This window comes from Hymenobacter armeniacus, from assembly GCF_014699055.1.
In the GTDB taxonomy this organism is placed as follows: domain Bacteria; phylum Bacteroidota; class Bacteroidia; order Cytophagales; family Hymenobacteraceae; genus Hymenobacter; species Hymenobacter armeniacus.
The window spans coordinates 312,012-325,648 of record NZ_JACXAC010000005.1; the positions used below are offsets into that span (position 1 = coordinate 312,012).

The window sequence follows — 13,637 nt, forward strand, 5'->3', positions numbered from 1 at the left end:
ACTAGAAGCCGCCTCACTTCACGGCCACATCCCACACCTTAGCCATGCGGGCCTTGCCGGCCGGGCCTTTCACGCTCAGCACCTCCCGACATGAAAAAGCTTCTCCTGTTTCTGTTGCTTCTGCCGGCCCTGCTGCCCGCGCAAACCCCGGTGGCGGCGGACAAGCCCCTCAACATCTTCACCCTGGGCGACAGCAACGGCACGTTTCCCCAGAGCTGGCCCAAGCAGCTGGAGCTGGCCCTGCCCCGGGCGCAGGTCTTCAACCTCAGCAAATCGGGCCGCACCATCGGGTTCGTGAACAACGGCGACAGTACCTTGAATTCGCTGCTGGTCATCGACGAAAACCTGCGCAAAGCCGCCGAGTTTACCAAGGACCGGCCGTTCGATTTCGTGGTGCTGGAGCTGGGCACCAACGACGCCAAAGCCGTTTTTGCTGACCGCCAACGAGAAGTCCCGGCCAACCTGGAAACCCTCCTCAAGAAGATTAAAAACTGCCCATATCCCGCCATCAGCAAAGCTCGGATTATCATCATCTCCCCGCCGCCCTACGGCACCAAAGCCGAAGCCTTGCCCAAATACCAGGGCGGCAACGCGCGGGTGCGCAACATGGCTGACGCTTTCCAGCAGGTGGCAAAACGGACCCATTCTCAGTTCGTGAATGGCTACAACACGCCGGGCCTCGATATCAACACTATGACTGCTGACGGCCTGCACCTGGACGCTACTGCTTCTCAGTTGCTGGTGGCACCAGTGCTGGTCATTATGGGGCGGTAGGGTTAATCGTCTTAGAACGGAGTAAGGGAAACCTGAAACGGTCATGCTGAGCGCAGTCGAAGCATCTCTACCGCTTTGCCTGGCGTGACGCCTCACCCCCGGCCCCTCTCCCAAGGGAGAGGGGAGCCAAGTGAAGCGGTAAAGATGTTTCGACTGCGCTCAGCATGACGGTCTAATGACGTTCTAAAATTTTGCCTCACTTCACCGCCACGTCCCAGAGCTTGGCCATGCGGGCTTTGCCGGCGGGGCCTTCCACGTCGAGCACCACGAGGTACTTGCCGGCGTCTTTGTAGCGGTGCACCGGGCTGGGCTCGGTGGAGGTGGTGCCGTCGCCGAAATCCCAGTGCCAGCGCTTGATGGGGCCGCGGCTTTCGTCGCGGAACGTGACCTGGCGGCGGGCCATGTCCGTGACCTGAAACGACCATTGGGCCGCCAGTTTCGGCAGGTATTGCGCGGACAGCGGTAGCAGCGTGAACACGGTGCCCAGGCTGGAATTGCCGTACATCTTGTGGTTCTTCGACAGGTTCCAGAAGCCTTTTTTGCTTTCGTCCTGCACATCGTCGTAGTCAATTACGGCCCAGGTGAGGCCGATTTTCTTGCCCTCCGTCAGCACCGATTCCACGGCGCGAGCGGGGCCCTCGGCGCCGGCGTAGTCGAAGGGCGTAATCCAGAACTCGGCCGTGAGCTTGCCGGGTTGGCCGGGCCGGAAGTCGTAGCTGTAGGCGATGTTGGAGTAGGGCAGGCGCTTTATCCAGGGCTGGCTGCCCCAGGCCAGGGCCCAGTCCTTGCCCTCGGCGGGCATGAAAATGTGGTAGTTCTGGGCGTGCACGCCGTGGAAGGCAAAGTAGCGCTCCATCAGCGGCAACTCCTGGTTGGGGTGCTGCTCGGCGATGAGCGGGCCGCCGGAGAGGTCGCCGTCCACGATGATTTCGAAGGTGTCGTTGTGCAGGCCGGGCTGGCTGAAATCCCAGTAGTCGTCGGTGGCCTCGTAGAGGAAGTAGAGCCGGTTGAGGCCCGCTACCCAGGCCACGCGCACCTTCACATCGAGATTGGTGGAATCGGCTTTGGGGTAGTGGCCGGAGTCGTCGCGCAACTGGTCGGTGCCCACGATGTATTCCTTCGGGAACGTGGCCCAGTCGTCGGCCTTGCCGTCAACGCGCGGAATCATGTTGGCCGGGAATTGGTAGATTTTGAAGCCCCGGTCTTCCTGGGCGCGGGCAGCGGGGTGGATGCCGCAGAGGAGCAGCAACAACAGGCCGAAACCACGAAAGCAGCACGTCATGCTGAGCGAAGCCGAAGCATCTCTCCTGCAATAGTAACCGAATCGAATCAACGAAGTGGCAGAAATGCTTCGGCTTCGCTGCGCTGCGCTCAGCATGACGTTCGGTGTGGGATGATGGGCTGTTTGCATGGCGTTTTAATGATTATTCCTGCCACACCACCACGCCCGCCGGCTGCAGCACCTTCTCGCCAACCAGCACCTTGGCCCCGGCCGGCACGGCCACGGTATACGGCTTTTCGCCGTAGTTCACGCCCACCCAAAACCCGTCGCGCCAGTCCAGCATCACGCCGTCGGGCAGGTTTTCGATGGCGATGCCCGCCCGCTCATACACCCGGCGGATGACCTCCTTCTCCAGGGCGCCGTCGTCGGTGTCGGGGCCCACGTAGGTGACGGTGCCCTTGCCCAGCCGGCGCGACACCACGGCCGCCTTGCCGCTGTAGAACTGGTTCGAGTAGGTGGCCCAGACCTCGGTGCCGGGCTGGGGCTCCAGCACGTCGGCCCAGTTGTTCCATTTGTAGGTTTTGCCGTTGGCCTCCACGGTGCCCGCCACCCAGCTCGGCAGCAGGTCGTACATCGAAATGCCGGCCCCGATGAGGTCGTGAATCGGCTCGGCCCACTTGGCTTCCCAAAGCTTGCCGGTGCGCTCTTTCTGGCCGGTGCGGGCGCTCAGGATGAGGTGGCCGCCCTGCTCCACGTACTGCTTCCAGCGCGCCACCAGGGGCCGGTCGAGCAGCTCGTAGGCGGGCGCCACCAGCACGGGGTAGCGCGCGAAATCTTTGGCTTCGGTGATGACGTCGACCGGGGCGCCGGCCTGCTTCAGGGCGCCGTAGTAGTGCTTGAGGTGCAGCATGAAGCTCCACTGGTCGGTTTGGGGCTGGTTGTCCATCTCCCAGCGGTTGTCGGCGTTGTAGAGCACGGCGGCTTGGCGGCGGCGGTAGGCCGCGGGCACGGGGGCCTTGGGGGTGTACTGCTGCTGCACCTGCTTCAGCTCCTTGATGACCCGGATGTATTCCTGCCCGCTGGTGCTCGGCGTCACGCCGTCGGTGCCGATGATGCCGTAGTGGTACTGCTCGCCGCCGGTCAGCGGCTGGCGAAAGCGGTAGTTGCACACGAAACGGTTGCCGCCCGCGAAGGCGTGCCAAATCCACATGCGCACCGCCCCGGGCAGCGGCTGGGGGTTGAATTTGCCCCAGTTCACCTGACCCGGCTGCAGCTCCATCACGCCGGTGGTGCCGTTGAAGGACCGAAACAGGTCGTTGGCGAAGGCAATGCTGGTGGCCGAGCCCAGCCGGAAGCCCTGCGGCCCCGTGCCGTTGTCGTAGCCCGCCACCAGGTACTTGGTGTAGGTCAGGAAGTCGAGGCCCGTGATGCGGGTGGGGTCCACGTCCACGTGCTCGGGCATGAGGTTGGTAGTAATCCACTGGCTGGGCGCCAGGTATTTGCGCAGGATGGTGTACTGCGCGCTCAGAAAGTCGTTGGCCTCGTCGGCCGAAAACCGCTTGAAATCCAGCACGGCGTGCGGGCTGGGCTGGGCAATCAATTCCTTCTGGTTCGGAATGAGCACCTGGGCGAAATCGTTGTAGCGAATGCTCCAGAAGGCCGTGCCCCAGGCCTGGTTCAGGGCGTCGAGGGTTTGGTATTTGGCTTGCAGCCAGCGCCGGAAGCTGGCCTGCGCGGCCGGGCTGTAGTCGTACTGCCCGTAGTGCGAAGGCTCGTTATCCAGCTGCCAGCCCCAGATGCGCTTGTCCTGGCCGTAGTGCTTGCCAATGGCCTCCACCATGCGCGCCACGTACTGCCGGTAAACGGGGCTCGACCACGAAATCTGCTGGCGCGAGCCGTGCTGCATGGTGCGGCCCTCGGCGTTCACCATCAGGATTTCGGGGTGCTGCTGGGCCAGCCAGGCCGGCGGCGTGGGCGTGGAAGTGCACATGATGACTTTGATGCCGTTCTGGTGGGCCAATCCCACCGCCTCGTCGAGCCAGGCAAAGTCGAACTTGCCTTCCTCGGGCTCAATAAACGACCAGGCAAACTCGCCAAAGTGCGTAAACTGAAACCCCACCTCGGCCATCTTCTTGATGTCGCGCGCCCAGTTGTCGTGCGGCCACTGCTCGGGGTAGTAGTAGCTGCCGATGCTCATCAGCTCCGCGTTGTTGAAGAACCGCGGCTTGGGCTGGGCTTGCGCAGCGGCGGAGGTTGCCGTGGCCAGGCAGAGCGCTAGGGCCCAAAGGGTGAATTTTTTCATATAAAGTATGGTGGTTGGCCTCTGCATTGACATAGTGGTTCTGAGGGGCGCCTCACCCCCTGACCCCCTCTCCCGAGGGAGAGGGGGCACCAGTATTGCGCTTTTACAGAAATCGGCTGGCTCCCTTCTCCCATGGGCTTCGCGCTTCAAGCGAACCGGGGCCGGGGGTGAGGCGCAGGTTAATACTTCCGCTTCAGCCACTCCTGCGGCACGGGGATGATGCAGATGTTCATGCTCCGCCCATCGGCCGAGAGCATGGCCGATTGAATCTCAATCTTGGTGCCGTCGGGGCTCATGGTGGGGTGGGGGTGGTCGGCGGCAGTTTCCTTGTGGCCGGTGCTGAGCAAGCGCATTTCGCGGGTGTGCCGGTCGATGAGGTAGATGCTGCGCGAGAAGTCGTCGCCCACGGCCCAACGGCCGTCGGGCGAGCCGCTCACGTGCCAGAGGCCGCTGCCGCTGGGCGTCTGGCCCACGATGGTCATTTCGCGGGTGCGGTGGTTCACGATGCCCAGGCCGGTGGGCTTCTCGCGGGTGCCGGAGGGGCCCCAGGCGGCTTCCTGGCCGGGGTTGGCGCCGCTCACGGCCGAGCCGGCGGCCACTTCCTTGGTCGAGCCCGGGATTTTGCGGTGGCCCATGATGGCGATGGCCGTTTCGTCCTTCGATATCACGGCCTCGTGGGTCACCCACTCGGTTTCGGCTTCGGGGTAGAGGGGGCGCAGGCCGGTGCCGTCGGCTTGCACCGTCCAGGTGCGTTGGGGCGACTTCCCGCCGGTTTCCCAGCAAAACACGATTTCGCCCGGTACCCAGGGGTTGGTCTGGATGTGCCCCACCTGAAACGGCACCGACACTACATATTTGATGGCACCCGTCTGCACGTTCATGGCCGCGATGCCGGCCGGCCCGGCGCCCATGTGGCGCGGCCCAAATTCGGCTTCCAGCTTGGTGCCGGGCGCGAGGTGGCGGGCGGCTTCGTCGCGGCCCACGCGGAAATAGGCCCAGGTTTCGTCGCCATCGAGGGCCATGTCGCCGCCGGCCTGCAGCTCCGGCGGCGTGGTGCCGCAGATGCGCTGGTAGGCGCTGGCGGGCTGCATCTTGCCAGCCTTGCTGTCGGCAAAAACTTTGGCCAAATCCACTTCCACAATCTGCACGCCGGCGGGCCGCTCCTTGCCTGCGCCCGGCAGGTTGCGCATGAAATACAGCTTCATGGCCTTGCGCGCCACGTTGAGCATGCCGGTGTAGCTGCCCTCGCTTACCTGCACGATGTCGCCGGTTTTCTCGTTCACGGCCAACGCTTCGTCCTTGGCCCGGTTCGAGCGGAAGATGAGCCACTGGCCGTCGGCGGTCCACTGGTTGTGGGTTTGGTAGATTTTGCTGTCGCCGGCCGACGTGCTGGTCAGGAAGGTGAGCAGGGTGCCCGTCACGGGGTCTTTCACCACCTTCTTCTCCGAGGGGAAACGTCGGCCGATTTGGGCCCGGGCGGTGCCGGCGAGGAGGAGGGCGACGAGAAGTAAAGCAGTTTTCATGGGCGGGTTTTAGAAGGGCGAATTGAACGCGGTAGAGACGCAATATTTTGCATCTTGTCGTTGCTGATGGTGTTTGCTCTGAGCCATTTTAAGCAGGTGGAGCGGTCCCGGTCGTTCAACGACGAGACGCAAAATATTGCGTCTCTACCTCGTTCTGGTGGATTTCTTCAGGGGGTCACTCTCGGTTACTTCCAGTCCTTGCACGCCTTTCAGCACCAGCAGCGGCGCCGCCCCGGCCTTGTCAGCCGATACGTGCCGCAGGCCCGCGCCTTGCACATCCACGAGCATCAGGGCCGGCCGCGTTTCGGCGCCCAGCAGGTGCAGGCTCACGTCGTGCAGCTCAACGTTGCGGGCGTGGCGGATGTAGCAGCCGTAGGCCGGGCCCACACCCAGCTTCTGGGGTTCGGGGTAACCTTTCTCGTCCTCCGGCAAGTCCTGCTGAATGGCTGCTGCCGATGCCGCGTCCAGCGGCTTGTACCAGATGTTGATGTTGCTCAAATGCACATCCTCAATGGGATGGCCCGGTACGCCGCTGATGAGCATGGCAAACCGCGAGTCGGCGTTGTACACATTCACGTTGCTGATGCTGATGCGGCGCAGGGCCCCCACGGGCGTGCCCGCCGGCGCCCGCAACCGGGCCCCCAGTCGCAGGAAAAACGGCGCGTTGATGACGTCGCGCATCGTGATGTTGTCGATGACGACGTCTTCGAGCAGGCCGCCGTCCACGGTTTCCAGGGCCAGGCCGCGGCAGTAAATGAACACGCAGTTGTTGATGGCGATGTTGCGGAAGCCGCCGTTCGACTCGGTGCCGAATTTGATGCGGCCGGTGGGGCCCTCGTGGTCGGGCACGAGGGCGGCCTCGTTGCGCCGGTAGGTGCCATCCAGCAAGCTGCCGCGGTCGAAGCCGCTCACCTGGCAGTTGGTGATGGTGACGTTCTCGGTGGGCCGGGCGTAGCCGAGGGCGAAGGAGCTTTTCAGGCAAATGCCGTCGTCCCAGGGCGAATTCACGGTGCAGTTGCTCACCCGCACGTTCTGGCAGCAGTCGATGTCGAGGCCGTCGCGGTTGGTGTCCAGCTTCAGGTTGTCAATGGCGAGGTTGTCGACGCCCGTGGCCAGCAGGGCAAAATGCCCGCCCTGGCGAACCGTGAAATCCTTGAGCGTCACGTTGCGGCACAGCTTCAGGGCAATGGCCTTGTTGCCGACGGGAGCTTGGTGCGGCCCCTCGCGCGTGAGGCCCTGCCCGTAAATGGTGCCCGGCCCGAGGATGGAAATGTCCACCAGCCGCTCACCCCAAATCAGGCTGTTGTGCCAGTGGCTGTGGCCGAAATCCTGGAATTTGTCGTTGTCGGCCGGTTCCGGCGCATCGTAGCCGGTGGCGCCCACGGGCGCGGCGGCCAGCAGCACCGCGCCCTGGTCGAGGTAGAGCGAAATGTGGCTTTGCAGCCGGATAGAGTAACTGCGGTAGGTGCCCGCCGGAAAATACACCGTGCCGCCCCCCGCCTTCGCCGCCGCCGCAATGGCCCGGTTAATGGCGTCGCCGTCCAGCGTCGCGCTGTCGCCTTTGGCCCCGAAGTCGCGCACGTTGAAGCCACCCGCCGGTGGGGCCGCGCTGGCAGCACCCAAGCCGAAGAAGAGAAGAGCAAGCAGCCAGGCTCGCCGAAGCAGCAGTTTTCCGAAAAGCATCACGCGCGGGTCAGGTAATCGGTGGGAAGCCCACTTTACTCCTGCGCAAGAACCATTGCGTTGCGTCCGAAACCTACCTGCACTCTTCTGGCACTGCTACTTATGCCGGCGAGGACCGCAACAAGGCTAAAACTCCACAATGAACCCAATCGTGGGCACCACCAGCGCGTCGCTGTCGCCCAACAGAATGGGCACGGCATTGCTGCCGTCGGGGCGCAGGGGCTGGCCGTCGGTGGTGACGTAGCCGGAATTGTCGGGCAGGCGGTCGAAGGTGTAGGAAGGTACTGAGACTGGTTTGGCCAGCAGCGCATTCTGCACGTCGACGTAGAAATCGAAGCTCAGACGGCGCAGGTTTACCTTTTTGTCCAGGCGCAAATCGAGCTGCTGGAAGCCGCCCAGGCGGCGGGTGTTGAGCTGGCTGTAATCGAGAATGCCCGTGCCCACGGCCTGGTAGCTGGCGCGGCTGGCGGCTTCGTCGTAGGGCGTGTAGGGGGCGCCGCCACCCACGCGGTACTTGGCGCCCAGCTCCCAGCCGCGGCCCAGCTGGTAGCCCAGCAGCGCCGACCCCAGGAAGCGCGTGTCCCAGGCCGTGGGCTTGTATATGCCATCCACTCCCGAAAACTCCGACCGGAAACCCGTCAGCGACACAATGGCGAAGAGCTTGCCGCTGAGCTTCTGCTGGAAAAACGCCTCGGCGCCGTAGGCCCGGCCCTGGCCGGTGCTGGTCACGGCCTCGTTGCCGATGGCATTGAAGTCGCCGCCTAGGTTGGCCAAGCTGATGCCGTTGCGCACCGACACGGGGTAGTAGGCGTATTTCTTATAAAAGCCCTCCAGCGTGAAACGGGTGGCCTTGCCGGGTAGCCATTCCAAGCCCGCCACGGCGTGGTCGGAGCGGATGTAGCGGCTGTCGGAGTTCACGCGGGCGCCGTTGGGGGCGCGGTAGCCCAGGATGGTGCTGGGCGGAATCTTGAAGTAGCGGCCCAGCGAGGCGTTGAGGTTCAGCGTGGGCAGCAGGGCGTAGCTCAGCGAGGCCCGCGGCGACAGCGTCCGGTCGAGCCGGTAGCCTTCGGTAAGGGCGGTGGTGCCATCGGTGCGGATGCCGGCCGACACCGTGAGGCGGCTGGTGGCGCCGTAGGTGCGCGTGGCCTGCACGAAGGCCCCGTAGCGCAGGAAATCGAGGTCGGTTTTGAAGCGCACGGTCACGGCCGGGCTCACGAGCTGGCCGCTGGCGTCGCGCACCTCGGAGCGCAGGCGCTGGCTCAGGTCGTTGTCGTAGTGCTGCAGCTGGATTACCGTGCCGTAGCTGTACTGCCAGCGGCCCACGCGCTTGTTCACGTCGGCGCGCAGCTTGTTTTCGGTTTCGCCGCTGCGGGCGCCCAGCTTGCGGCGGCTTTCGTCGCCGGTGTAGCCGTATTCAAAAGCATCGGCGGCGCTGTGCTGCTGGGTGCGGCTCAGGGCCACGTTCACAAAGCCGTTTTCTACTAGGTGGCGCAGGTTCAGGCCCACGGTGTAGTTCCACTGGTCGATGGTGGGGTTGGAGCGCAGCACGTATTCCTTCGAGGGCGAGCTTTTCTTGGGCGGCACAATCTCGAAGTGGTCGATGGCGCCCAGGCCCAGGCTGGTGAGCGTGGTTTTCTCCGACAGCTTGGTGGTAGTCTTAAACTGAAAATCGTAGAAATCGGGCCGAATGGGCAAGTCAATCAGCTTAAACAGCAGCTGCAAATACGAGCGCCGGGCCGAAGCCAGAAACGTGGTGTTGCCCGTCAGCGGGCCTTCCAGCGTGGCCGCCACCTCCGTGCCCGAGGTGCGCAGGTTGCCCTGAATGCGCTCGGAGTTGCCGTCGCGCTGCCGGAACTGCAGCACCGAACTCAGCGCATTATCATAGCGCGCCTGTAAGGCCGAGCTGCTCAAGGTCACGTCCTCAATAAAGCTCACGTTGAGAATGCCGGCCGGGCCGCCGGCGCTGCCCTGCGTGGGAAAGTGGTTGATGACCGGCACCTCAATGCCGTCGAGGTAGTACACGTTTTCGTTCGGCGCGCCACCCCGGATGATGATGTCGTTGCGGAAGCCGGCCGTGCCGCCGCTGCCCCCGCCGCCCACGCCGGGCAGGCTCTGCACCACCCGGGAAATGTCGAAGTTGCCGCCCGGGTTGCTCTTGATTTCTTCGGTAGTGAGGCGTTGCACGCTCAGCGGCGTTTCGGCCGTGGCCACCCGAATGGCGCGATTGGCCGTCACGGTCACCTCGCCCAAGGCCTGGGGCACGGTGTTCAGCTCCAGGTTGAGGGTGTTCACGTTGCCGCTGCTCAGGGCAATGTTGGAGCGCACCAGTGGGTCGTAGCCCACGAAGGTGGCGCGCAGGTTGTAGGCGCCGGCCGGCACGCCCGTGAGGCGGTAGCGGCCCTCGGCATCGGTAGCGGTGCCGAATTCGGTGCCCTCCAGGGTGATGCTCACGCCGGGCAGGGCTTCCTGGGTGGCGCGGTCGCGCACGGTGCCGGCCACGGTGGCCGTGTTTTGGGCCAGGGCGCGCAGCGAAAACAGCAGTAGCAGCAGCAGGGTAGCGATTCTCATGGACAGGGAAGCAACAAGCCGGGCAAAAGGTTGGGCCAACGGCCGGATTAAGAAATGGTGACTCCGGCGGCGCTCAGCAGATGGGCGCGGTACACCTGAAACAGGCAGCCGCCCAGCAGCCCCACGCGCACCAGGTTGAGCACGTTCCAGCGCAAGGCCATGGCCGGCAGTTGGGCTTGCTGGGCGGCGAGGTCGCCAAAAAACAGCTGCAAGTTGAGCTGGGTGACGATGTAGCCCGTGAGCAGCAGCGCCGCCAGCCCCAGCAGCGAGGCCTTGGCAAGCCGCCCCCGCAGTCGCGAGCCCGCCGGCGCCCGGTACCAGCTTGCCCACACCGCTGCCATGGCCAGTTGGGTAAGCGGGACGTAGTAAAAAATGGGGTTGGTGCTGGTGAAATAGCCCTGCCAGGCCGCAAGCTTGGCGGCTGTGCTGCTGAGCATGTTCGGCGCCAGCACCACGGCTTCGTAGAAATTGCCGAAGAACCACTGGGCGGTGCCAAGCAACCCAAAAAGGAGCAAAAAACGATTGGCCATAGTCGGCGACGGAGAAGGTTGCATAAGCCAGCTGCGAAAGGTTTATGCAAAATTCCGCCCCCAACCGCCTGGTCCGAGTTGTCAATTGGCAACTTCGGCGGCGCCTTATTTCTTGGCCCGTAGCCGGCTGAGGCTGGTGGGCGTGATGCCCAAAAACGACGCCAGGTGCTTTAGCGGCACGCGTTGGGCCACGCCGGCCAGCTTGCGGTAACGCTGCTCCGCGGTTTCGGTCTGGAACGCCAAAATGCCGTCAACGAGCCGCAGGAAGGCTTCTTCCCACACTTCGCGCACCACGGCCTGCCAGCCCGGCACCGCCTGGAAGAGCCGAAAATGGGCCGGGCGCGGCAGCCGCCACACGCGCATGTCTTCCAGGGCCTGGATGGAAAACCGCGACGGCCGCCCCGACTTGAAGCTTTGCAGCTCCGTGAACAGGTTGCCCTCGAACGCCAGCCAGCCGGTTATCTCCCGCTCGCCCACCTCGTGAAAAATGCGGCAGCCGCCGCGCTCCACGAAGAAATAATATTCGCACACGCGCCCCGCTCGCAACAAGTAGTCGTCTTTGCGAAAATCTACGGGCTCAAATTCGGCGGCAATCAGCGTGGCTTCTTGTTCGGTGAGCGCCGCGTATCGGCGGATGAGCAGAACCAACGGGGACATGGGGCGTGGAAAAGGCGATGGAAGAAGCAAACCAAGAAACGGCGCAGCCGGGCAGTGGCCTGGGCCGCGCATCAGCAATTCTATTCGGCAAATAACCAGCGCAATGATTTGCGGCGAGGGCTAGAAGGCAAGAAAAAATACTGTCGAGGCAATCCGCTGGCTCAGCCAGCGGCGTAGGTGGGTCATACTCTTCAATAACCAATCATTTCTTTATTCAGATGAAAAAGACGTTGTTTTCCCTCGCTTTCGTTGCCTTGTTTAGTGTTGGTGCTACCACCACCGTTTCGGCACAGGCTGCCAAAACCGTGATGGTGGGCGGCGCGCCCATGTACCCCACGAAGAACATCGTGGAAAACGCCGTTAACTCGAAAGACCACACCACGCTGGTGGCCGCCGTGAAAGCCGCGGGCCTGGTCGAAACCCTGCAGAGCGCCGGCCCCTTCACCGTATTTGCCCCCACCAATGCCGCCTTCAACAAGCTGCCCGCCGGCACCGTGGAAACCCTGGTGAAGCCCGAGAACAAGGCGACCCTCACCAAAATCCTGACCTACCACGTGGTAGCCGGCCGCATGACCGCCGCCGACCTGATGAAAGCCATCAAAGCCGGCAAAGGCACCGCTACCCTCAAAACCGTGAGCGGCGGCACCCTGACCGCCATGGCCAAGGGCAAAACCATTGAGCTGAAGGACGAAAAAGGCGGCGTGTCGACCGTGACCATCGCCGACGTGCTGCAAAGCAACGGCGTGATTCACGTGGTGAACACCGTGCTGATGCCTAACTAATTAGCGGAAGCTAGCAAAGTTGAAAACCGTCGTGGGCGAAGGCCTGCGACGGTTTTTTTGTGTGCCACGCCACTCGGCCCGTTCGCGCCCCGGCCCCGGCGCCCTGAAATTCCGGCCAGCCGGCCCTGCAAAAGGCGTGAGTTGTAGTATCTTGCTTTCACGATGAGCGACGTGTGCCGCGGTGCGCGTTCGCGAGTCGGGCACGATGGCCAGCACCGCGGCGCCCGTCGGGGTGTGGGGTGGCGGCAGCCCGCCCCGGGCCCCAAGCGTTGCTGCCCACGCAGTCTCCGTTGTCTTTCTGAGCTTTTAACAAACGCAAAAACCGCCGCCGGCCTCAGCCAGCAGCGGTTTTTTGTTTGGTGCGCGCCCGGGGTGCCAGCCGCTAGCGGCATTCGGCCTCGGCGGCGCGGGCATACTCGTAGCCCAGGCGCAAGGCGCGGCGATAAAACTCGCACGCCGATGTGGTGTCGCCGGTGTGGGCCGCCAGGCGGCCCAGCAGAAAGTGCGTGCGGCCATCGGCGGGCCGGGCCTGCAGCACGTGGAAGTAGTCGGCGCGGGCGGCGTCGTAGCGGCCCAGGGCCGCAAACGCCACGCCGCGCACCTGCACAAACTGCCACGGCGGCCCGGCTCCCGTGCGCTGGCGCTGGGCCAAGCCCTGGGTGAGGTCGGCCACGGCTTTCTCCGGTTGGTTGAGGTCGAGCAGGCGGGCTTTGCCCCGCGCCAGGTAGGCGGCGCTCAGGGTCGAATCCAGCGTGAGGGCGCGGTTGAAGCTGAGTTCGGCCGCGGCGGGACGGCCCAGGGCGGTTTCGCAGCGGCCCAGGCGGTAGAGCAGGTCGGCGGCCACGCGGCGCGGCGGGCGCTGCAGCAGGGCCGCCTGAAAATCGGCCCGGGCGGCCTGGGGGTTGTGGTTGAGCAGCAACTCCAGCTCGCCGCGGCGGCGCAGGGCGGGGGCGTAGTCGGGCCGGAAGTGCAGGGTTTCTTCCAGGAAAGCGTGCGCGGCGGCAAAGTTGCCGTTGGCGTAGGCGCGCAGGCCGTCGTCGTAGTTGCGGTTGGCCGAAATGCGGTCCATGGTCACCTTCACGGCCAGCGAAAACACCACCAGGCCCAGAATGAAGAGCAGGGTGAGGCCCCAGTCGCGGGCGTTGAAGCGCGGCTGCTGGCGCGGAATGCGCTGGTAGTGCCGCTCGCGGCTGCCGGCGGGCGGGCGGGTGCGCAGCGGGACGGGCGGCGGCATGGGCACGCCGTACACGTGCTGCGTGGCGGGGCGGTGCTGCTGCTGGCGGCGGGCTTCCTCGACGCGGCGGGCGGCCTGCTGCAACTGGAAATCGTAGGTGGCCCGGCGGCCGGGGTCGCTCAGCACGCCGTAGGCCACGGCCACGGCCTTGAACTGGTCTTCGTACCGGACGTCGCCGCCGTGCTTATCGGGGTGGTAGCGCACCACCAGCTGCCGGTAGGCCCGCTTGATGTCGGCGGCCGCGGCGGTGGGGGCTACTCCAAGAACTTGGTAATGATTCTGACTCACGCTACGGCAGCAAACACAAACGACGGCACAAAAGTCAGCCACGCGCCGAAATTTTCCGTAGAACCGACGCAATC

10 protein-coding genes are annotated in these 13,637 nt (G+C 64.3%); 2 read left to right on the forward strand and 8 right to left on the reverse strand.

All coding sequences use genetic code 11. The annotated features are described in order from the left end of the window. Positions 1 to 90: 90 nt before the first annotated feature. Complete coding sequence (locus IC234_RS16040; protein WP_190926524.1) at positions 91 to 774, forward strand: GDSL-type esterase/lipase family protein; 684 nt, start codon at positions 91 to 93, stop codon at positions 772 to 774. Between the two features lie 196 nt (positions 775 to 970). Here the strand turns inward: IC234_RS16040 and IC234_RS16045 are convergent, their stop codons facing one another. The 7 genes from IC234_RS16045 to IC234_RS16075 all read right to left on the reverse strand — a co-directional run bounded on the left by IC234_RS16045 (position 971) and on the right by IC234_RS16075 (position 11,259). Continuing rightward, positions 971 to 2,056 carry a PKD domain-containing protein gene (locus IC234_RS16045; RefSeq protein ID WP_190926526.1) on the reverse strand — a complete coding sequence of 362 codons (1,086 nt, stop codon included), beginning with the start codon at positions 2,054 to 2,056 and terminating at the stop codon, positions 971 to 973. Positions 2,057 to 2,198: 142 nt separating this feature from the next. Then, on the reverse strand, positions 2,199 to 4,298 hold the full coding sequence (locus IC234_RS16050) for a beta-galactosidase (RefSeq protein WP_190926528.1): 2,100 nt from the start codon (positions 4,296 to 4,298) through the stop codon (positions 2,199 to 2,201). Positions 4,299 to 4,477: 179 nt separating this feature from the next. Continuing rightward, positions 4,478 to 5,821 carry a TolB-like translocation protein gene (locus IC234_RS16055; RefSeq protein ID WP_190926530.1) on the reverse strand — a complete coding sequence of 448 codons (1,344 nt, stop codon included), beginning with the start codon at positions 5,819 to 5,821 and terminating at the stop codon, positions 4,478 to 4,480. Between the two features lie 144 nt (positions 5,822 to 5,965). Continuing rightward, positions 5,966 to 7,504 (reverse strand): rhamnogalacturonidase, encoded by a 1,539-nt coding sequence (locus IC234_RS16060; protein ID WP_190926532.1) that lies wholly within the window; start codon positions 7,502 to 7,504, stop codon positions 5,966 to 5,968. A gap of 126 nt (positions 7,505 to 7,630) precedes the next feature. Next, positions 7,631 to 10,072, reverse strand: a complete 2,442-nt coding sequence (locus IC234_RS16065; RefSeq protein ID WP_190926534.1) for a TonB-dependent receptor — start codon at positions 10,070 to 10,072, stop codon at positions 7,631 to 7,633. 47 nt (positions 10,073 to 10,119) lie between these two features. After that, a complete protein-coding gene (locus IC234_RS16070; RefSeq protein ID WP_190926537.1) occupies positions 10,120 to 10,602 on the reverse strand; it encodes a hypothetical protein in 483 nt (160 codons plus the stop codon). A 105-nt stretch (positions 10,603 to 10,707) separates the two neighbouring features. Then, the gene (locus IC234_RS16075; protein ID WP_190926539.1) at positions 10,708 to 11,259 is read right to left on the reverse strand and encodes a Crp/Fnr family transcriptional regulator; all 552 of its coding nucleotides are present in this window, start codon (positions 11,257 to 11,259) and stop codon (positions 10,708 to 10,710) included. 218 nt (positions 11,260 to 11,477) lie between these two features. On the opposite strand from IC234_RS16075, the gene IC234_RS16080 reads away from it, so the two are divergent. Continuing rightward, complete coding sequence (locus IC234_RS16080) at positions 11,478 to 12,041, forward strand: fasciclin domain-containing protein (protein WP_190926541.1); 564 nt, start codon at positions 11,478 to 11,480, stop codon at positions 12,039 to 12,041. Between the two features lie 382 nt (positions 12,042 to 12,423). On the opposite strand, the gene IC234_RS16085 is transcribed toward IC234_RS16080, so the two are convergent. Continuing rightward, positions 12,424 to 13,563, reverse strand: a complete 1,140-nt coding sequence (locus IC234_RS16085) for a J domain-containing protein (protein WP_190926543.1) — start codon at positions 13,561 to 13,563, stop codon at positions 12,424 to 12,426. Positions 13,564 to 13,637: the final 74 nt, after the last annotated feature.